Consider the following 20,682-nt stretch of genomic DNA (forward strand, 5'->3'; position numbering starts at 1 on the left):
ATACCCTTAAACGGCTGCCCATATACCTGTTACCGTGGTAGATACATTATGTGTATTTACTTATCTTTACACAATTTGGTTTTTTCACCCTGTCCTACTTAATGCCTGATTGAATCTGACGCTGAATGAGTCCAGTTTGGCGATCTTTTTCAATGACATCTACTCCTGATTGACTCCAACGTCGAATAAGCCGAGTTTGCCCAGCGTGTGTTGTATTACTCACATAAAGCTCAGTTGTGCTTCTGTACTCGGTTTTAGGATCGTAAGAGGGACACGTTCTCTCAAACACCAAATTTTGGCTATTTAAAGACCAAACCCCATTAAACCGAGTTGAGCTTGGCGAACACTTGTCATCTGAAAATAGCTTGGTTAGCTTAGACCCATCAGCGTTTACGGCATAAACAATATATGCTCCATTGGCACTCAGCTGAACAAACGCAAGCCTCTGTCCATTCGGCGACCAAATTGGCTCAGTGATACTACTTTCAGCAGCGATAATATTTAAGGTGGAAGTGAGTTTGCGGCGATCGCTACCGTCTCTTTTAACTGTAAATATATTCGCTTTAACCTTGTTATCCTGATATCCCCACGCAGTAAACGCAATTGAGGATTCTTTTTTCACCGTTTGAGTTGATTGTTTTTTTCGAGTATCTACTGCATCAGACGGTGATAACGTTAGTTGACAAGAGAATAACGGCAGTACAAGCAGAGAAATCAAGGCAATTAGTGAGTGTTTCATAAGACGTATCTGCACAACTTTATAGTAAGATTTACTTTCAAATATAGGTCTATGTTTAAGAGGAATTGTTCGTTATTTGTCTAACATAGAAGTATTAATAATGTTTCACATCCCTCCTTGATGTGGATTAAGTTATTCCTGATATAACTACAATAATTTTGTTAAAGTTTGGATGCTAGGTTATTTGAGGAAAACTTTTTTCCAATTTTGGAAAATATAGTAGTGGCGTGACCGGGCTAAAATATTGCAATAGTGTAGGTTAGTTTGAGCAACGCGAAACTAACATCTATCGATGTGTTGGGTTACCCTACGGGAAGCCGCCCTTTGAGCGTCTACGTTCCTCAACTCAACCTAAAATTTTTTTTGTAACAATTTAGCCTAGACACGCTAGTAATCGTAATTAGCAATTCCAAATTCAAGACATTTTCAGTCGGAGATTTAAATCCCGGCTGGAAATATTTTGCGTGTAGACCTAAAGGTATTAAACCCTTGAATGTAGACTAATTTGTGAAAAGTTAGCTCCCCGAGTTCTTTAAGAACTCGGGGAGCTAAAGCTCACTAATTCTCACGTAATCAAATAGGACTGATATAGTAAATTACGGTTGCCAAGTCTGAGCGGAAATATACGAATCATCAGATTTGGACAATTTAGTCAATTTTGAACCGTCCCGATTGCTCACATACAAAACACTTTGACCATCTGGTTTTTTCTTCGTTTTTTCTGTCTTAATGAAAGAAATTTTTTTACCATCTAACGACCAATTGAAACTGTTAATTTCAGATGGTGGTAATTGCGAAGATAACTGAGTAAGCTTGAGTCGATCGATACTAATCGTATAAAGCTTTTTCTGAGAATAATCTCCGCTTGTAAAAGCAATCAGCTTACTATCTGGTGACCACTGTAATCCACTATATTCACCTGGTTTAGAAGTCAATTTTTTGACAGCTTTTTGATTGACATCAAGTACAAAAATATCTAATTCTTTACCGGAGTAATCTGTACCTTGGTTATGATAGTAAGCAAGCTTAGTTCCATCAAGTGACCATGATATGATACCAGAATAAGCTGTTTTTTGAGGTTCGTCGGATAGATTGGTCAATGTTTTGTTCTTGACATTGAGTAGATAAATTGGTTGATTATTGTCTTTTCCCCATGAGATTGCAATCTGGGTTCCATCAGGCGACCAAATCACTTGGCTAGGATAATCATCTCCTGGAGCGTTAGTTAACTCTGTCAAATTAGAGCCATCTGTATTCATTTGCCAGATACTTTTATCTTTGAAGAATACTACCTGTTGTCCATTAGGTGACAGATATAAAGAAGATGAGATTTCTGCTTTTGGCGGAATACCTCCTACCTCCCATCTTTGAATCAGTTTAGTTCCTTGTGTACCAATTGTATCACTTAAATAAAGAGACACGCCACCTGGAGCCTCAAGAGTACTACCATCACAAGATTCTTTAATGGCAAGTTTTTGGCCATTTAATAACCACTGAATTTCAATGCTATCAGCTTTACAGCCAGCCCCAGAGAATATTTTAGTTAGTTTGGAACCATCTGCATTCATTGTGTAAACATCATACGCATCATTGAAAAAAGCTAGCCTTTTTCCATTGTTTAACCAAACTATTGTGGGATAAACATTCAAATTTTTAGTAAGCTGGCGGCGGGCTGAACCGTTAGTTTGGATGGTGTAAATATTACTTTCATACTTCGGGCCTTGCTTAGTAGCCACAAAAGTCAGCCTGTTGTCTTGAGAAACTTTAGGTGCAGCAATTACAGCATTGCTGAAGTTGAAAATTGTGGCTGAGAGTAAACCGAGTAAGATAAGCGCTAGAAATTTGATTAAACGCATCATAGTTAGTTATGAAAAATACGAACAGTTTTTAGTTTGAAAATTGAGAGTGGCCGAACAAGGTAACTTGATTTATCTAGTTGCAAAGCTTGATTCGCTAGCCGGAAATTTAACTAATAAAAAAGTATTTCTATCTCTCCTCTAAGAGTATTTAGGTGAATTCTAGTAATAAATTTACCATAGCCGTTGGTTTCGACTACTTCGACTGCGCTCAGTACAAGTTCGCTCAACCAACTGAGTGGTCGAGAGTTGAGCGACTCGTGTCGAGCCTGTCCTGAGCGTAGCCTCTCGTAGAGAAGGGCGGAGCCGAGGTAAGTCGAAACTCATCAACATAGGTATTTTTTTCATCAGAAATCACCTTAGTAACACGAGACAACCAAATTGAGCAATAATTTTCATCTAGTGGTAGTGCTTTGATAAACTCCTGCACAGATTCTGATTTCCATTCCAAAGTTGCAGTAGGTGATATCTGAGATGCTTCTATTGCATAACGTAAGATTGCTTCCATCAAAGCCGCCACTTCGATAATAGATTGTGCGTATATCCAGGAAGGGAAAATACGTGCTTCAAAAGTAAATTTGCTAGGAATAGTGTGAATTATATTTTTGATGTTAAAGTCACAGTATTTTGTGAGTTCAAGTCTGGCTAGACGTGTTTTAGCATCAGACCAAGAAAGTTGACAAAAATCCGATTGATTGACTAATACCAACAATTCTTCATCCCACATTCCTAAGCGTCTACAATTGGGATTAGTCCCCACCAATCGTTTTAAATTTTCACCATGTGTCCATAAAAGATTCACCAGATTAGCAAAAACTTTAGCAGAACATAAAGGTGTAGCATCAAAGTGTAAGTGGGTTGCACCTTCTACCGGAATTGTAAAACCAATAGAACGCGCTGCTGACAAAAGCATCTCTAAGCGATCGCTATGATTAGTCTCAATAGGTGGAGTAATTAGCTCACAGGGACGTTCTCTCTCCCCCGGTAGTGGTGCAGCGATCGCAATTGGATTGCCTGTGCGATCAGCAATACGTACCATCCCGCCTGGCCCTGCTTCTGGATGGGTAGAAAATAAACTAGCAATTGGCTTGAGAACATCAGCGAGTGAATCAGCAGCATCAGCTTGGCTTTCTACTAGTTGCAGCAGTCTGCTATCATCACTGACAATCCGATACCATCCTGGCTTGGGTTTTGCAGTTTTGTCTAGGTTCTCAAGAAGGGTTAGGTCATCTACACATCGAGCAATCAAACATTCGTGTTCATCAAGCACCTCAAATCCCAAAGTAAGATTTTGAAATAAGGGAGTTCCTGGAACCTGGCTTAGTTCAGACTGGGGATGAAAAACACGACGCACTCTTGCATCATATTGTTGAGCAATTAACTCTGCTAAGTCTTGTCTGCTGTGTCCTCTAGGTGACATCAGTTCTATCTCAAAGCCGATTTTCCAATTTAAAAAAGACATAACTGTGTTTTGTAATCATATTCACCCTGCACTGACTTGAGCTAGCGGCGGGCGCTGAATTTTGAATTTGCTTGATATATATATAGATGATTGTAATTTTGGAGTTTCATCTCTTCATTGCATATAGCTGACAATTATTGGTAAAGTGGTGAAGATTTTTGTTATACAGACAAAAGCACTTTTAGAAATTAGGAGCGAGCATATCGTAGTGCTTTTTTAAGCAGCTCATCATTACCCAAAATTAAGTTGCGCTCAATACGCAGTTTTGTATCCATAGGTGATGGATCTCCCCAAAATTTTGCCAACGCTTCTACATCTTCATATTCCCTAAATTCTGACTCTCTAAATAGTTTGTAAGAACTTGGATTTGGTGCTGGTTGCGCTGACTCTAGAGCTTTTACCCTAGCATCTACAAAAAACTGCTCAAGAATAGCAACATCTTTTTTACCCCAGAGAATCTTTCTACCAATTACAGCTTTTGCATCTTCTTCCGACTGTCCCCAGTAATCTGCTAAAATCCGGGCATCCCAATAATCGTATTGACTATTAACATAAGCCTGGAGCTCTTTATCTTTTGATTCTTGTGTTGATATGGTCATGAAATTATTCTCCTTATTGAAGTAAATTGAGAAATTAAACGGCCAGATAGGTTACACATCAAGAATTTTTTTATCTTGATGCAAAAAACGTTTTTGTATGCACTCATTTTTGCAGTTCACTGCGGGATATAGACGTAATTTTTCAAGTCTACGCGCATATCCCACTTGCGATCGCGCAACAACTTTTGCCAAGCACCGATTCGCTCTTCCATATCGCCGCTATCGCGCGTGGGGAACTGGAGACGTAATTCCATGAACCTATCCACGAAATCTTCCTCATTGTCTGTGTCGTCGCTCGCCTCTGTGAACAGGTGTTCAACGCCCCAATTTTCAGAATTGTCGTCTTCCATACCAGCATTCATGGCTGTATCTATGAGTACGCCAATCGTCAGCGCATTCATGTAATTCTTCGACTTGAGCAGTTTCAGCGTCGGCTGCCAGTAGGTGGAGATGTAGGCATCCCACTGAGCCTTCCACCATTTCTGGTCGTTGGCGATCGCGTGGACTTTTTTGATGATTTCATTCACAGGGAGATTACTATAGTCTTGACCGTAATTCTTCCAGATAATGTCTGCGTCATTGTAGTCCTTGCCTGTCGTGGCACCATAGATGCCGATGGTGACACCGCGACGGTCTTCAATGTCCTCTGCATAGCCGTAGATAATTTCTTCATCGACTGTCTGCCACCACTTGCTATTGGCCTGTTCGGGCCCATTAATCATGCCGAGGATGTTTGTGAGTTGTTGTGCGTCCAAGCCAGTCAGGGTGTTCAGCTGGTTTAGCGTGCCAGGCGGAAAGAACTCAACGCCAGGTACTTCTTGCGTAGGGGGTTTGTCAATTTTATTGAGTCTTTCTTTGAGTTGTGCTTCGTAGAGAGACGCTGGAGAAAGCTTGCCTTTTTCGCCTTCGCCTTCCACGTTTCCAATTACACCTGAGAATTTGAACTTTTTCTGCACCTTACCTGTTGAAGACACTGCGTAGTTCTTCGCCGTTGGTGGTTTTTGCACAATTATTGTGCCGTTGTAGTTCCAAATAGTGGAGTGTGCTGCCGACCAACCGTGACCACTGCCGAAATTGCCGCGATTAATCAAAGCGATGCTTCCAGTATCAGTACTGTTCTCGTCGATACTATCGAAGAGCATGGCTTGAGTCCAGAGTCGATGTCCTTCACTGTCGGAATTATCTGCGGAGTTAGAGCCTAAGCCTTTCGACTTGCATTTGTGGAAGACAATTCCAGAAGCGCTACTCGTACCGTTAGAAATAAAGTTATGGCGGCCGTTTGTCGCCTCACAGTTCTGGAATAAGATGAGTTGACTGTGCTTTTCGGTGTTGAAATTGTACATACGTCCGCCTGTGCGAATGGCAATTGGGTCGAACGCCTTGACATCTGTCACCGTAACCCTCAATGCTCCTTCTGTGTACACGCCAGAGAATCCAAAGTGCAGGGCGGTGAGGTTACGCACCCAGGCATCTTCTGCACCAATAACGCTAACGGCACTCCACAGGGATTTCTCGTCTTCGCCGCCTTTATCAATTTCGATGCGTAAATTCTCAAGCCCCACATTCGTCAAGACTTCACTGCTTTTAATCTTGTAGACGGTAGATTGTGACAACTTGCGATCGAGATGATTGTAAATCGGTGCGTCAAGGACGATCGTGTTTCCTTCTACGCGATTGACCCGTCGATAATACACAATGTCTACTTTGCCTGGTTTCCAGGGATTTTTGTCAGGGTCGTCAACCTCGCCCACACCACCACCGTCAAGCGCATCAATCCACTTCTGCGTAGAGGGATGCTTAATGATAATGGCATCGCCAGTCTTAAATAGTGAAGCATTCTCGACATTGAATTTCAGCGAACCAACTTGAACGAAATCATCTGTAATCTTGGTTTCGTCTCCTGATTTCCAAGGGGCTGGATTATTAGTACCCAGAATTACAACTGACTTATCCGCTGGTCTGTCTTGTTTCCCTTGGACGATAGGCTTGTCAACTACCTTGGCAACTAGAATTGTGTCTTGAGTGCGATCGCTCCCATCACCAGAACCACGCAATACAACCCCGCTCGCTTTAATTTGAATTGTACTGCGAAGTTCGTAAACTCCCGGCTTTAGTACCAAAGCACCACGAAATCCATTAGCATCAGGTTGGCGTGCTGCCATAGCATCCAGTGCTTTTTGAATGTGTGCAGTATTATCACCCGGAATCGGGGAAATGTTCGACACTTCGGGAACGTTGGGCAATTCGACTTCACCATAACGGTAGCCCGCATAGCTATAGTCTGGAATCCGGTTTTGCTCTTGATCCGAGGTGTAAGTTAGTTTACCATTACTGCCAAAGAAGACGCGCTTTGATTGCCACTCACCCGTCGGTGGTACAGAGCCATTAGGAATGCAGATTTCCTGACCCGTTTGCAAATTCTCAGCTTCCTTTTCCGTGAAGGGAATACCATTAGGATTCAAGATTTCCCGCCAGCGATCGCCATCACCTAACTCCCGTTCGGCAATGATAAAAAGCGTATCACCTGATTTTATTTTGTATGAACTACCGATTTGGCAAGTCATAAATTTACTTCTATTGAGTAGGGTTTTGTTGATAAAATTTGAGTTTGTACGCAAAATATTTTTCAGGCAGTAATCAACTCAGCAGTTAAGATAGTGAGTTAAATTGCAGCTACATCCAGGTATTAGATGTTTGGTTTAATTGCATACTTTTAGAGTAGATAGATTTGAGTAGATTTACATCGTCAAGGCTGGAAATTATTTTTCCAATTTTGGAAAGTTAATTTATGAGTGTGATTGTTTATAAATCACTACCCCGTAAATCATTTAGAACTTATCTTGATTTTGAGCAATTCTGCTTCATCACAAGCTGCCCATCTTGAATAACATTAAGATAAGCAGTTTTACGGCCCCAGGGATCTTCTATTTCATACGTTGTATTGGTATAGCTGAAACTATAAATCCAAGAACTTCCACTATTACGTGAACTGCCATTACTAAGAACTAAGTTGCCATTAATACTACTAGCAGTGTAAGAATATTCATTCAAGGAATACTCATTTAAAGTTACAGAGTAATTCCCACAGTAGTAAGTGTGCTTCCACCCAACATGGGCTTGGGCTGTTTTAGGAAAGATTGCCGCTATGATGGCGATTCCCATAGTCGTAGAAACAACAAATTTCTTCATTATGTTTTCTCCTTTAAAAAGTATGTGTTCATCAAATTCGCATTTGATGGTACTGATTTCTCTCTACACTATGAGAATATATGAATTGAATTAAGTACACATCGTTAAGGTAGGAAAATTGTTTTCCGATTTTGGAAAGCAATTTTTGAAACTTAGTAGCACTAAGCGTATGAAGTAAAACCCCGGATTTCTCACTTGTGAGAAATCCGGGTATAGCGTTTCCAAAGCTCGTCTGAAAACAGTGTTCGTTATGTTTGTTAGCTATCTAATCAAGATTCACTATTTATCAACCTATAGGTGAATTGTGGCTGTCAGAAAAAACAAAATATTTTCTCAAATTTTCTCGTTGCATAAATGCTAAGTATTGAGTGGTCATTTCTGGGGTTAGTAACTCTATCAACAATCTGTTTTCCACCCAGAACAAAATGAAATCAAAGCCGAAGCTAGCGTGTTCCAGTAGCCAATCTTCACGTTGGGCAATTTTCTCAATTTGTTCGACACTGGCAGGTACAGAGATCATCACATGGGTACCTGTAAACTTAGAAGCAGTTGGATTTTGTATATATGCTCGTTTCTCCTGACTTTCACCTGGTGTTATTTCAGTTACCAAAGGATAAACTTCAATTTCTGTACCATATTCATCAAAAGGAAAAACTATATAGCCATCTGGGCTAAAAGGATGGGGTGTCGCTTGTCCTTGCAAGATTTCAGCGAGAACTTGGGCAACGTGCTGAGGGTTTTCAGCAGAAATAGAAAGATGATGAATCATTCAATAACTTCCTTGATAAAGGTGAATTTAGATAGTTACGCAATGTCTGACGATAAGCCCTATGGGTTCGGCAGTTTCTACCCGGCGGGAACGGCTCCACCTAACAACGCTACATCTAAGTGATCGCTGTAAAAATATCGATAATTTATGCTTATTAAGTGTGCCATTCAGTCTATTTCCTTTTTCCCAGACCAAAGTATTGTCACCACCCTGACTCAGGACTAAAACTCCTCCCCTGACTTGGGCAGTTATGAGGTGTTATTAGTTTGTTGATTGATTGTTGCCAGAGTAAAGAGTTATCTGACACGATATTAGGGGCTAACCCTAGCTCCCAAGCGTTCATCGGTATGAGGTCTTTCCAAGGCTGGCATTGTGAGTAAAATACACGATTCGACCATGCAATAGCAGTTGCAAAGAAAGCTGGGGCATTGCGGTGTAGGTTAAGATCATGACCTGCATTCTTAATAACCTTTACTTCAACGTTAGGACTGGATTTATAGTATGTCGGCTCAACTTGCGCTTCTAAACATTGAGATGGAGTACAAAAAATATTATCAAACTGTCCTATAACAATGAGAACTGGCACGCGAATACTTTGCACATTATTAGGTGAAGTGACAATTGGTGCAAATGTATTTCCCTCACCTATTGTGAAAATCTCTTTCGTTGACTCGTCCAATGCAATGACATCGGGATCTGCATTAGGAATCGAATAAAAAATAGTTCGCTTACCAGGAAAGGTGGTGAGATAGCCGTATGGTAAGTTCTGTTCCCGAAAGCGAGGATCTTGTTGTGCTGGATAAAGAGATGTACCAACATCGCCATATCCTGGGCCTTGAGCGTGGAGAAAACTTGTAAGAATCAGTCCATCCACATCATTATACTGAGCCGCTAGTATTGCAACTCCCGACCCAAGTGAGTGACCGACAAGAATAATCTTAGAAAATTCCCCTAAACGACCATCTCGAAGGGCTTGAACAATTTGGTGAACTACAAAAGCGTTTGCCTGCATTGTGACTTCACTCCCTATCGGGCGGTCACTTTTACCAATTCCAATTCGCTCTAGGTTTAATGTTGCATAACCTACATTTGTTAATGCTCGAACGTAAGAATATCGCTGCGGATGCAAAGGAAAATCCCAATAAACAGATCCATACGTAGCTCCAGAAATAAGTAGGTGAACAACGTTTTTGTGATTACGTTTGTAACAAAGTTCTCCGACTACCTCATAATTAGATGGTTGTCCTTCTATAAGCGAGACTGCGTGTTTTATCTGCTTGCAAATTGTACTACGGTCAGAGGCAGCAGCAGGAGTTGTGCTGACAAGTGAGACAACTACTGATTGAATTAAAGGAATGACGAGACTGACGGTTGCAACTGCAATCTTGGAATACCATTTGTTATTCATTTTTAACTTCTTCTTAAGAAATATAGATTGTCATTTTTACTTGCTAGACTAGGTAGCTATCCAAATAACTCTTGGCATGAACTATTGCTCTAGTTTTTCAAAGTATTAAAAGCAGGTACAAAGAATTTGAAGCATCCAGACAGAATACATTCGTCAAAATGCAATCACTTTGGGATTGGGGCATGAAAATTATTGAAACAGAAAACCAGATTAAGCTAAAAACTCTTATCTTATAGGGATTTTATTGAGTGGTTACTTTAAGATTTGACTCTTCAAAACTTTTCAAACACCCTCTAACGATAAAACAAGAGTTTCAGCACCTAAAAACTTTTGTAGTGTTTATGTAATGCTGCTTATCCTGATTTTCTGTTCCGAATCATACTTGTACCCCTATTAGGGCTGGATATTTATGATTAACTAAATTCCTGGTTGTTGTGCTTTACATTTGAGATAACGCCTGAGATATGAACTAGCACCAATAGTGCCAAATACTAATGTCCCCAAAATTGAATCAGGTTCAGGAACAGGAGTGTCATCAATAGCTATAGAAAATTTGACAGCAGTACCAGCAGGAGTTGTCTTAGCATCCGCAAAAAGATACTCTTCTACAGGAATTACTCCTTGATTAAAGGTTATTTTTTTAGCGTCTGGAGATATCTGAATATTTTTGTATATGTTAGAAACTCCATTGCCCCAGACTGCATCTTCACTGGGATCAATTGTAAGAAAGAGACTAGTTACATTGAAGTTTGAATCATTCCTAGATACAAAGGGGAACACACTAGTATTAGAAGGTATCTCTTGACCGGGGAAACAAACTCCTACCTGGCTGCAAGTTCCAACCACAATATCAGATGGCTTGGGAATATACGAATCTAATTGAGGATTGATTATGGTAGCAGCTAGCCCTTTACTGCTAAGAGTCATAAAAGTTACCAAAGTAGCCCCTGCAATTGCTGCTAATTGTTTTAACTTCATTGATTAATCTCCTGATAGAGGTAAAACTTACGCGAGGTTGTTCGCTTGTATATTACTGTGTTGTTATTTCTTATAGGTTAAGAAAACAATAAATAGTGAGAGCCAAAGGTAAAAAAATAATTTGGGTCAAAGCTTTCTGAAAAATTCAATGTTTCCTAAATATTGATTGCTTTGACACTATTAAGAGTAAAGAAATTAGTTTATACACACAACGTCAAAGCTGGAAATTGGTTTTCCAATTTTGGAATCTTTTGACTAGATGGATGTCTAAGCCAGGAGGTTAATTTCCTAGCTTCAGCATCCATTTAATATTAATAAAATATTTTAGGCGATCGCCTCTCTGCAATGTCTGACGACAAGCCAAGAAAGCGTTCATACATTTGTTAAAGCTAATTGCTTTGAAACGCGATCGCTAGCTTTAATCAAATCGGCTGCCTTTTCGCCAATCATAATTGTGGGTGCATTAGTGTTTCCCGTAATAATAGTTGGCATAATTGAAGCATCTACGACACGTAAACCTTCAACACCATGTACCCGTAGTTCGGGGTCTACAACTGCGCTTTTATCAACGCCCATTTTACAAGTCCCGACAGGATGATGTGCTGTTTCGCCACTTTTAAGGATGTAAGCTCGAATTGCTTCGTCGCTTGTTACGTCGGCACCAGGAGCGACTTCTTCGCTTACTAATTTATCAAATGCTCCTGAATAAGCAAGTTGACGAGAGATTTTAATTCCCTCCACAAGAACTTGCATATCTTTTTCATTCTGGAGATAGTTCATGCAGATTAACGGTGGATCTTTGGGGTCACAAGAACGCAAGCTGACACTACCACAGCTGTAACAATGTGTTGTACCCACTGCAAACGTGAATCCCCAACTAGAGCGAGGAGACTCAAGTTGCATCCACAAAACTGGGCCGCAGGAAAGCTGTAAATCTGGTGTAACATCTGTATTAGCTTCGGTATGCACGAATAAACCAGCTTCTGCAATATTGCTGGTGGCAGCAGGTTGCAACTCCTGAGTGGCTTGATAACCCACTTGCACATATACATGATCTTGGAGATTCTGCCCGACACCCGGTAAATCAACGATCGCAGGAATTCCTAATGTCTGTAGGTGTTCTGCTGAACCAATTCCAGAAAGCATCAGCAGTTTAGGCGAATCGAACACGCCAGCAGAAAGAATCACTTCCTGGTTGACAAAAGATTGGTGGATTTTCCCATTTTGCAGATACTCGACTCCAACTGTACGCTTCCCTTCAAACAGTAAACGGGTGACTGACGCTCCTGTAGTAATCGTCAAATTCGGACGATTTAAAATTGGCACTAGGAATGCCCCTGCGGTGCTGTGCCGCTTACCATCTTTGATAGTCAACTGGTAAAGCCCCGCACCTTCTTGATTTGCACCGTTGAAATCAGGATTAAGCTTATAGCCCATTGCTGTGGCTGCTTCAAGAAAGTATTGTGATATTGGGTTGGGTGCAATTGGGTCACTTACACTCAGCAGACCATCGACAGCATGAAATTGGGATGCTCCACGCTGCTGGTTTTCAGATTTTTTGAAGTAAGGTAATACATCTTGGTAGCTCCAACCAGTATTACCTAAATCCTGCCAGCGATCGTAATCGTGACGGTTGCCTCGCATATAAATCATGACGTTGATCGAACTGCTACCACCAAGGACTTTACCGCGTGGACAATAGATTTTACGCCCATTTAAGTATGGCTCTGGTTCGGTAAAATATGCCCAGTCCACCTCTGAGTTAAATAGTTTAGGAAACTCTACAGGGATAGGAATCTCTGGTTTGGTATCTGGGTTGCCCGCTTCGAGTAATAATACGGTCGTTTTACTGTCCTCAGTCAGACGATTGGCAACAACACAACCTGCTGAACCTGCACCAATTACAATATAGTCATATTGACGCATTACATTTTCCTTGACAACTTAGACAACGTGTTGAAGATTTTCAGTAGAAATAGAAAGGTATGAATCATTAAATAACTCCTTCCTTTTACGTTTAACAGTCAATCTTTGAAAAATCAGAGAGGATTTGCTGGTATTCTTCACTGACTTGCTCTGTATCATAAGTTGATACAATGGTCTCAACTTTTAGCGCCTTAAGTTTAGCAACACATTCGCTTGCCTCACTTAGTAAATCAGGAGCCGCAAGTTGTTTTTGCATACTACCCACAATGGTTACACCAAGTGTTAACACAGAAGCAACTGTTGTATTTATTCTCCAGTTGCCAATCAAAGGATCGTTGGAAACGGCAGATTGTCCAGTAATGAATGTTGCTAATGCACCAAGACAAATGTTAATTATACTGTAGCGACGCTCAATAGTTTTAAGCTTATTTTTTTGTGTTTCTGCCTTTTTAAGACTGTCATCTATCTGCTGTCGCAATACATCATAATGGTGATGTGATTGGTTATCTAAAGAAGTCGATACTGTGTTTGAGTTGTTAGACATGATCTTTCTCGGATATAAAAATGGTGGTTGCAATTTGTTGACAAAGTTTCATGTTGCTAAAACAAATTCCTCTTTGCGTAAAGCAATATTGGGGAAATTTAAGATTAATAAAAATATTTTCGGTGATCGCCTGTCACTAATCACTTCAGAACTTTACAGGTAACGAATCGTACCCTTTGAAAACTAGGCTGGTATGTCTGGGAATAGCTTGCTTATCGGGATCGAACCTGAGATTTGGCAATCTTCTAAGTAATGTAGTAAAGCAAACAGTTAACTCCATCCGAGCTAAAACGACTCCCAGACAAAAGTGAATGCCCGGGCCAAACCCAAGGTGTTCGTTAGGCAATCGCGTAATATTAAAAGCATCAGGTGAGTCAAACTTTTCCGGGTCGTGATTCGCCGCCCCTAGCCCCAAAGCGATGACGCTACCCGCCGGGATGTCTTTACTCCCAATCGTCAAGTCTTGTTTAGCAATCCGAAAGACAAAAGGAGCGGGGGTATCGAAACGGATTATTTCTTCCACGGCAGAATTGATCAAAGCCGGATTTTCTTGCAATTTTTGCAGTTGCTCTGGATGACGCAGCAGTGCATTCACCCCATTCGGGATCAAGTCTGCGGTGGTCAAGTGAGCTGCATTTAAGATGTTGATGCATTGAGATGGCAGATCCTCAAGATTAAATCCCTGCTCTTCATAGGCGATAGTCAGCAGACTAATCATGTCTGTTCCGGGTTGCTTACGTCGCTCTTCAATCAATTGGCTGATGAGTTCAGAAAACTGTGCGGCTGCGAGGTCTGCCTTACGTGCATATTCCTCAATATTTGAACTGCCTGGCGCACCCCAAAATGTGCCCATATCGATTGCCCATTCGATTAGGTTCGCTCTTTGAGCTTCTGGCACGCCAAATATCTCAGCAATAATCAGTCCTGGTAAAATTACCGACAAGTCGGAGACAATATCCATGCTGCCGTGATTTTGAACATTATCTAATAAGCGATCGGTAGTGTTCTGAATAATAGAGCGCCAGCTTTCTATAGCTCGTGTTGTAAATCCCTGATTGGCTAACTTCCGCAGTCGGGTGTGATCCAGTGGATTTTTTTCAATCATCGATTTGGAGTTCACCCGAATAAAATTTTGGATCAAATTAACATCCAAATCGCCCAACTGATTGAGAAACAATGCTGTGCGATCTGCACTCAAGCGCTCGTCCCGTAAAGCGGCTTCAACATCTTTGTAGCGTGTCAAAACCCAGTATCCTAACTCACTATAATGAACTGGGTCTTCTTCACGCATTTGTTTGTAAAGTGGATAGGGATTAAGTAAGGCTTCTGGTGCAAACAGATCGTAGGTTTGTTGATTTGCAAATGCTGTCATATTTTCCTGTTGTGTATTTACTTGCATAATTTTTTAAGCTCTTCGCTACAGTGAATCTTCAGAATTTGGAAAGTGATACCACTAAACTGGAACGCCTTCGACAAGGAGTAGCGCCGAGGGAGTGGAAAGCGTGCGGGTCAGCTTCAGTCCGGCGGTAGCAAACAGGTCGTGCAATTCTGCTGGAGTACGGATACGACTTCCACTCCCAAAAACCGTTAGCATTGAAATATCAAATAATGTTCCGTATAACGACGTAATATCTGGATCTGCAACTAACACACGGCCGTGCGGCTTCATCACGTTGCGGCAGTTCGTGAGGAGGGTTCGAGCTTGAGCATCATCGCGATCTATGAGTACGCGCTTGATTATATACACATCGCCACCTGGAGGAATCGCGGTTAATAAATCTCCGCCAACAATTTGACACCTTCCTTCGCTGATTTTGTCTTGGAGTACCGTGTGAGCGCTGTCTACTACTTGTGGAAGATCCAGTAGGATGCCGTGGAGCGAAGGATATGCCTGCAAGAGTGTCGCTAATAGAAAGCCCTGCCCACCCCCTACGTCTACAACCGTGCGACAGGCACAAAAGTCATAAACCTCGCATATAGCTCGACTCTCTTGGTTGGAAACAGAAGTCATGGCATCGTAAAACGCTGCCGCATCGTCGGAATGATGCTGGAGATATGCGTAGATATTCATCCCAAAGCGATCTTCAAACGCGCTCATACCAGTGTGTACGCTATGCAGCAGATTAGCCCAGGTGTCGAATGCCAGCGATCGCCCAAATAACATGGCATATTCGCGTAGCGAATTGGGGGAATCGGCTTGCAACAGAGCGCCCATTGGGGTGCAGATGAATTGCCCAGGTGCTGTTTCTACAACAATACCCAAGTCTGTTAGCGCCCGTAGGAGCCTCGACAAAGCAGGCTCCTGCGTACCAGTTGCTTCTGCTAGGGCTTTTACAGATTTGGGACTATCTTTCAATAGGTCAGGAATCCTAATCTGTGCGGCCACACTTAGTAATTGCGTCTGTACAGCCCCAAAGATCATGGCGAGTAGGGCGCGTGCAGGAGGAGCATCGGAGGGAAGTTGTTCAGGAATCGTGTTCGTCATAAATCTCTGTTTTTGCTGAAGCGTAAATTTAGCTAGTTATGCGATCGCACTTGTTAAAGCTGTTTGCTTTGAAACTCGACCAGTAGCTTTAATCAAATCGGCTGCCTTTTCGCCAATCATAATTGTGGGCGCGTTAGTGTTTCCCGTAGTGATAACTGGCATAATTGAAGCATCTACGACACGCAAGCCTTCAACACCATGTACCCGTAATTCAGGATCTACCACTGATTCAGAGTCAACGCCCATTTTGCAAGTGCCGACAACGTGATAATCGGTATCACACGCTTTGCGGATATAATCTCGGATTGCTTCGTCGCTAGTTGCGTCAGCACCTGGAGCAACTTCCTCGCCCCGAAACTCATCAAATGCGCCCGAATGAGCCAACTGACGCGCAATTTTAATTCCTTCTACTAAGACTTGCATATCTTCCTCACTTTCGAGAAAGTTCATGCGGATAACGGGTGGGTCTAGTGGGGAAGAAGAACGCAGACTAACACTACCTCTACTTAGGGGATGGGTAATAGATGGTGCAAAGGTGAATCCTGGCCCAGAACGGGCATACTCAGGCTGCACAAAGATGACTGGCCCGAAGTGAGTTTGTAAAGAAGGCACAGTATCTAGGCGACTTTCGGTATATACAAATAAAGCAGCTTCGGCAATGTTACTGGTTGGGGCAACTTCCAAATCCTGAGTAGCTTGGTAAGCCACGTGAACTTGAAGGTGGTCTTGGAGATTTTGACCTACACCTGGTAAATCAACGACTACTGGAATATCGAATGCTCGCAGATGTTCGGCTGGACCAATCCCAGAAAGCATCAGCAATTTTGGTGAATCGAACGCGCCAGCAGAAAGAATAACTTCTTGATTTACGCGAACTTGGTGCAGCGTTCCGTTATGCAAATACTCCACCCCAACTGTACGCGTCCCTTCAAATAGTAAACGGGTGGCGATCGCATGAGTGATGGTTGTCAAATTGGGGCGATCAAGAATGGGCAGCAAAAACGCAGTTGCGGTACTTTGCCGCTTGCTGTCTTTAATATGTACTTGGGCAAGTCCTGCGCCTTCTTGATGTGCGCCGTTGAAATCAGGATTATGTCCGTAGCCCTTTTCAATAGCGGCATCAATTAAGCGTTGTGACACTACATTTGGAGCCACTGGATCGCTCACAAATAGTAGGCCATCGACCCCGTGGAATTCAGATGCTCCTCGCTGCTGGTTCTCAAATTTTTTGAAGTACGGCAATACATCTTGATAACTCCAACCTAGATTGCCTAACTCTTGCCAGTGGTCAAAATCGCGGCGGTTGCCTCGCATATAGACCATACCATTGATAGAACTGGTGCCACCCAGAACTTTACCGCGCGGAGAATAGAGTTTGCGCCCATTCAGGTGTGGTTCTTCCTCAGAAGAATACGCCCAGTCTACTTCAGTACCCCATAGTTTGGGCCAATCCACAGGAACCTGAATCTCAGGTTTGGTATCAGGGCCACCGGCTTCGAGTAACAAAACGGTTGTTTCACTATCTTCTGTGAGGCGGTTGGCGACGACACAGCCTGCCGAGCCAGCACCAATCACAATATAATCATATTTACTCATAATCTTCTCCTTATATAATTGCAATCCTGAGAAATTTTCAGGGTACAATCCACCTTGATACAGATAGTCTGCCTCGCTTAAATAAATTGAGGCAGAGTGAACGTCTCGTAGATCAGACTGCGATCCTCTCACCGCTTCGTGTCTATGCCTGGCTAATAATTTTGATTGCAAGCAGCTATTGCAAATCAGATTCACTCTGCTTCTCACTTAAGCTGCTAAAACTTTATGAAAACTAGACCCTATTTCTTAAATACCAGACTGAATATATGTTGCTTAAGTCTTACTAAGGTGATGTTGTCAACTGTGGCAGTGTGACGACTTCTAATGAATTTACTGATTGAGTCATTAGGGTGACTTCTCCGTGTGTATTTCTATTTACCAAGTAGTTAGTTCCTCGATAGCTCAATTTATAAGTTGCTGGTGCTAAAGGAACTTCCGCAGTCTTAACATTGGGATCAACACGATAAGTAATCCCACGCTAAATCACATTATAAGCTGGCCCAAATTGAGAAACTGGCTGGAATGGCTGTTCTATTTTTCTGTTTTCAACTTTCTTAGTGTCGTATTCATAACTAGTGCCGCGATAGTAAAGTTTCATTTTTTTGCTCTTGATACATTACAAAATAAGTTTGCTTGTGGCGCGGTCAAAGTAGCTTTTTAGCTAAGTGTCGTAATCTAATTAAAAACTCACAGGAGCGAATTTATACATTTTGAAATTAAGATAATTATGTGAATCAGCTATAATTTGTTTCACATCCTTGTGTGACTGCGATATTTCTTTGCCTCACAATTAAAAGAATAAGTTGAGCCAGCTAGCAAGGTCTACGTCATGAGCGGAAACTGCATTTCCAATTTTGGAAACTACACTTTTAATTGGAGAAATAGGAGCGAGGGAAAACTTTTTAATTCTACAAGCAGCGATGATGCATACTACTGTCTATTTGTACAGGAGATAACTTCTAACAGATTTATGAAATACTGGATTTAGTTATGCGATCGCAATGAAGAACCGTTTACTGATTCTCCAGAAAAGAGAGATACGTATTGGCAACGATCGCGGCTTGAGTGCGATCGCGCAAATTCAGACGAGTCAAAATGTGGGAAATATGGTTTCTGACAGTTCCTTCAGAAAGGAAGAGCGCTTGGGCAATTTCTCGGTTACTAGAACCTGTTGCAATCATTTTGAGAACCTGCATTTCGCGGGGTGTGAGTTCTGCAAATCCCGGTGGGAGCTGTTGGGGTTGATTTGGCTCATTGGAGGGTGTGGTGGCAGCAATTTTTTCTAAAATGCCAGGGCCAAACTGAGTGTAGCCTTTATGGATGCAACGGATGGCTTCTGCCAGTTCCTCCGAAGGGGTATCTTTTAACAAATATCCTTTTGCTCCAAAGCGGATGGCTTCTGCGACGTACTTGGCATCATCAAAGGTGGTAAGTACTAAAATTTTGCTAGCCGGAAACAGTTGGCACAGTTGTTGAGTAGCAGTAACACCATCCATGACTGGCATCCGAATGTCCATGAGAATAACATCTGGTGGCTGAGATTTGGTGTGTAGTATTTTAATCAAGTCAATGGCTTGTTGACCATTACTAGCTTCTGCAACTACTTGAAAGTCGGGTTTGATTTCTAGCAGCGTTTTCAAACCCCGGCGGACAATTTCTTGATCTTCGACTAGTACAACCTGAATCATACTGTCATTCTAGGGAATTTGGCTGTAATTCTACAACCATTGCCAAGCTCGCTGGAAATTTCCAGTTGTCCAGCGAGTGCGAGGACTCGTTCGCGCATCCCTTGTAGTCCAAAGCCAGTTTGGTTTCCATCAATACAAAAGCCCCTACCGTTATCTTGTAGTGTAAGTGAAAGTTCAGTAGGTGTTGTTTGAATCTGTAACTGAACTGTTGTAGCCTCTGCATGTTTACATATATTGGTCAAACCTTCCTGTATAATGCGATACATAGATGTATTGACTGAGTTAGAGAAAGGCAGGGATATCTCGATATGACATTCGGGTGCAATTCCTGTAGTGTAGTGAAATTCCTGGGTAAGGGTTGCGATCGCCACCTCCAACAACTCACCTTGTAAAGGATCTGCCCGCATATCTGTAACAGATTGGCGAACGGCGTTCAAAGCCTGAGATCCTAATTGTTTAGCTTCAACAAGAAACTCATAAGCCTTTTGTGGAGCTTCTTTCCAAAGGGTAAGCGCCGTTTCCATTTGAATGTTCAGTGCCACTAAAGAGTGTCCCAAAGAATCATGGATATCACGAGCGATGCGATTGCGCTCTTCTAATACAGCCATTTGTTCAATGCGCTGGTTAAGTTCCTGTTCCTGTATTAGTAGTCTGCGAAGCTCTGCTTGTGTTTGTTGCAAGTGGTCATTTTGTGCTTGCAATATCCTTTGCATCTGACGAAGAGATAGTTGAGTCTGAATACGAGCGAAAACTTCCTCTTCTTGAAACGGTTTAGTAATATAATCGATACCTCCGACCTCAAAAGCTTTGACTTTATCCAAAACTTCATTCAACGCACTGATGAAAATGACAGGAATATCCTGAGTAAGTGGATTGGCTTTGAGATGTTGACAGACATTGTAGCCATCCATACCAGGCATATTAATATCTAAGAGAATTAAATCTGGTGGTTGAGCTTTCGCTCCCATAAGAGCAGCTGAACCACTCATCACTGCCCGTACATCATAGCCGCGATCGCTCAACAAACCGGATAATAATCGGAGGTTATCCGGCTTGTCATCAACGATGAGGATGTCTCCTTTGGATTGACTAGAATTTATTTGAAGTCCAGAGGAATATACAGTGTTGGTCATAAAGTCGTTCTAAGTCATGACGTAAAAAAGTCTAATTTGATTATTCCTTGTATTTTAAAACTCATGAAAGTTTGTTGTAGAAGTTTTTGTGGTAAGGTAGTTTGGATTTGATTTCTCCCTGAATCGATAGCTCTAAATTAGCCTAAATAAATATTTGCCGACATCTAATAAATGTCATGTCGAGACCATTACATTTGTCACTTGCGAGTTGATTAACTTTTTGTTGAATCCGACCGGGTGCAAATTGACTTTTACTAGAGAAAGTTGAAGAATAATCGTTAAGCCTTGTTGATTTTGGATCTTGTGTGTG

At 41.8% G+C, this 20,682-nt stretch carries 17 protein-coding genes; all 17 read right to left on the bottom strand.

The features are described from left to right. Nucleotides 1-94: 94 nt before the first annotated feature. Nucleotides 95-739 (bottom strand): TolB family protein, encoded by a 645-nt coding sequence (locus H6G86_RS33200; RefSeq protein WP_190937899.1) that lies wholly within the window; start codon nt 737-739, stop codon nt 95-97. 596 nt (nt 740-1,335) lie between these two features. Next, nucleotides 1,336-2,598 (bottom strand): beta-propeller domain-containing protein, encoded by a 1,263-nt coding sequence (locus tag H6G86_RS33205; protein ID WP_190937900.1) that lies wholly within the window; start codon nt 2,596-2,598, stop codon nt 1,336-1,338. 223 nt (nt 2,599-2,821) lie between these two features. Further along, on the bottom strand, nt 2,822-4,057 hold the full coding sequence (locus tag H6G86_RS33210) for an amidoligase family protein (protein ID WP_190937901.1): 1,236 nt from the start codon (nt 4,055-4,057) through the stop codon (nt 2,822-2,824). A gap of 188 nt (nt 4,058-4,245) precedes the next feature. Continuing rightward, complete coding sequence (locus H6G86_RS33215) at nt 4,246-4,656, bottom strand: hypothetical protein (RefSeq protein ID WP_190937902.1); 411 nt, start codon at nt 4,654-4,656, stop codon at nt 4,246-4,248. Between the two features lie 116 nt (nt 4,657-4,772). Continuing rightward, nucleotides 4,773-7,220: a chitosanase gene (locus H6G86_RS33220; RefSeq protein WP_190937903.1), complete on the bottom strand. Its 2,448-nt coding sequence runs from the start codon at nt 7,218-7,220 to the stop codon at nt 4,773-4,775. A gap of 271 nt (nt 7,221-7,491) precedes the next feature. After that, a complete protein-coding gene (locus H6G86_RS33225) occupies nt 7,492-7,845 on the bottom strand; it encodes a hypothetical protein (protein WP_190937904.1) in 354 nt (117 codons plus the stop codon). Nucleotides 7,846-8,131: 286 nt separating this feature from the next. Then, on the bottom strand, nt 8,132-8,614 hold the full coding sequence (locus H6G86_RS33230; protein ID WP_190937905.1) for a hypothetical protein: 483 nt from the start codon (nt 8,612-8,614) through the stop codon (nt 8,132-8,134). Nucleotides 8,615-8,816: 202 nt separating this feature from the next. Next, the gene (locus H6G86_RS33235) at nt 8,817-10,022 is read right to left on the bottom strand and encodes an alpha/beta hydrolase (protein ID WP_190937906.1); all 1,206 of its coding nucleotides are present in this window, start codon (nt 10,020-10,022) and stop codon (nt 8,817-8,819) included. Nucleotides 10,023-10,439: 417 nt separating this feature from the next. Next, a complete protein-coding gene (locus tag H6G86_RS33240) occupies nt 10,440-11,000 on the bottom strand; it encodes a hypothetical protein (RefSeq protein WP_190937907.1) in 561 nt (186 codons plus the stop codon). A 372-nt stretch (nt 11,001-11,372) separates the two neighbouring features. Then, nucleotides 11,373-12,926 carry a GMC family oxidoreductase gene (locus H6G86_RS33245; RefSeq protein WP_190937908.1) on the bottom strand — a complete coding sequence of 518 codons (1,554 nt, stop codon included), beginning with the start codon at nt 12,924-12,926 and terminating at the stop codon, nt 11,373-11,375. A gap of 91 nt (nt 12,927-13,017) precedes the next feature. Next, nucleotides 13,018-13,470: a hypothetical protein gene (locus H6G86_RS33250; protein WP_190937909.1), complete on the bottom strand. Its 453-nt coding sequence runs from the start codon at nt 13,468-13,470 to the stop codon at nt 13,018-13,020. A 145-nt stretch (nt 13,471-13,615) separates the two neighbouring features. Then, nucleotides 13,616-14,869, bottom strand: coding sequence for a cytochrome P450 (locus H6G86_RS33255; protein ID WP_199338523.1), 1,254 nt, complete (start codon nt 14,867-14,869; stop codon nt 13,616-13,618). Nucleotides 14,870-14,923: 54 nt separating this feature from the next. Next, nucleotides 14,924-15,955 carry an ArsR family transcriptional regulator gene (locus H6G86_RS33260; protein WP_190937910.1) on the bottom strand — a complete coding sequence of 344 codons (1,032 nt, stop codon included), beginning with the start codon at nt 15,953-15,955 and terminating at the stop codon, nt 14,924-14,926. A gap of 36 nt (nt 15,956-15,991) precedes the next feature. Continuing rightward, nucleotides 15,992-17,551: a GMC family oxidoreductase gene (locus H6G86_RS33265; protein WP_190937911.1), complete on the bottom strand. Its 1,560-nt coding sequence runs from the start codon at nt 17,549-17,551 to the stop codon at nt 15,992-15,994. A 478-nt stretch (nt 17,552-18,029) separates the two neighbouring features. Beyond that, nucleotides 18,030-18,149 (bottom strand): DUF4278 domain-containing protein, encoded by a 120-nt coding sequence (locus H6G86_RS39160; RefSeq protein WP_242065102.1) that lies wholly within the window; start codon nt 18,147-18,149, stop codon nt 18,030-18,032. 415 nt (nt 18,150-18,564) lie between these two features. After that, nucleotides 18,565-19,239, bottom strand: a complete 675-nt coding sequence (locus H6G86_RS33275; protein WP_190937912.1) for a response regulator transcription factor — start codon at nt 19,237-19,239, stop codon at nt 18,565-18,567. Further along, a complete protein-coding gene (locus tag H6G86_RS33280; protein ID WP_199338524.1) occupies nt 19,236-20,372 on the bottom strand; it encodes an ATP-binding response regulator in 1,137 nt (378 codons plus the stop codon). Before H6G86_RS33280 ends, H6G86_RS33275 begins: the two co-directional genes overlap by 4 nt. Nucleotides 20,373-20,682 lie beyond the last annotated feature (310 nt).

Origin of the sequence: Nostoc sp. FACHB-133, from assembly GCF_014698055.1 — a bacterium.
Classification (GTDB): Bacteria; Cyanobacteriota; Cyanobacteriia; order Cyanobacteriales; family Nostocaceae; genus Nostoc.

Bases quoted from the DNA above. Each gene is read 5' to 3' on its own strand.
- H6G86_RS33230 (WP_190937905.1), bottom strand. From the start codon at position 8,614: ATGATTCATCATCTTTCTATTTCTGCTGAAAACCCTCAGCACGTTGCC.
- H6G86_RS33280 (WP_199338524.1), bottom strand. From the start codon at position 20,372: ATGACCAACACTGTATATTCCTCTGGACTTCAAATAAATTCTAGTCAA.
- H6G86_RS39160 (WP_242065102.1), bottom strand. From the start codon at position 18,149: ATGAAACTTTACTATCGCGGCACTAGTTATGAATACGACACTAAGAAA.
- H6G86_RS33200 (WP_190937899.1), bottom strand. From the start codon at position 739: ATGAAACACTCACTAATTGCCTTGATTTCTCTGCTTGTACTGCCGTTA.
- H6G86_RS33215 (WP_190937902.1), bottom strand. From the start codon at position 4,656: ATGACCATATCAACACAAGAATCAAAAGATAAAGAGCTCCAGGCTTAT.
- H6G86_RS33250 (WP_190937909.1), bottom strand. From the start codon at position 13,470: ATGTCTAACAACTCAAACACAGTATCGACTTCTTTAGATAACCAATCA.
- H6G86_RS33275 (WP_190937912.1), bottom strand. From the start codon at position 19,239: ATGATTCAGGTTGTACTAGTCGAAGATCAAGAAATTGTCCGCCGGGGT.
- H6G86_RS33240 (WP_190937907.1), bottom strand. From the start codon at position 11,000: ATGAAGTTAAAACAATTAGCAGCAATTGCAGGGGCTACTTTGGTAACT.
- H6G86_RS33245 (WP_190937908.1), bottom strand. From the start codon at position 12,926: ATGCGTCAATATGACTATATTGTAATTGGTGCAGGTTCAGCAGGTTGT.
- H6G86_RS33225 (WP_190937904.1), bottom strand. From the start codon at position 7,845: ATGAAGAAATTTGTTGTTTCTACGACTATGGGAATCGCCATCATAGCG.
- H6G86_RS33255 (WP_199338523.1), bottom strand. From the start codon at position 14,869: ATGCAAGTAAATACACAACAGGAAAATATGACAGCATTTGCAAATCAA.
- H6G86_RS33235 (WP_190937906.1), bottom strand. From the start codon at position 10,022: ATGAATAACAAATGGTATTCCAAGATTGCAGTTGCAACCGTCAGTCTC.
- H6G86_RS33265 (WP_190937911.1), bottom strand. From the start codon at position 17,551: ATGAGTAAATATGATTATATTGTGATTGGTGCTGGCTCGGCAGGCTGT.
- H6G86_RS33260 (WP_190937910.1), bottom strand. From the start codon at position 15,955: ATGACGAACACGATTCCTGAACAACTTCCCTCCGATGCTCCTCCTGCA.
- H6G86_RS33220 (WP_190937903.1), bottom strand. From the start codon at position 7,220: ATGACTTGCCAAATCGGTAGTTCATACAAAATAAAATCAGGTGATACG.
- H6G86_RS33205 (WP_190937900.1), bottom strand. From the start codon at position 2,598: ATGATGCGTTTAATCAAATTTCTAGCGCTTATCTTACTCGGTTTACTC.
- H6G86_RS33210 (WP_190937901.1), bottom strand. From the start codon at position 4,057: ATGTCTTTTTTAAATTGGAAAATCGGCTTTGAGATAGAACTGATGTCA.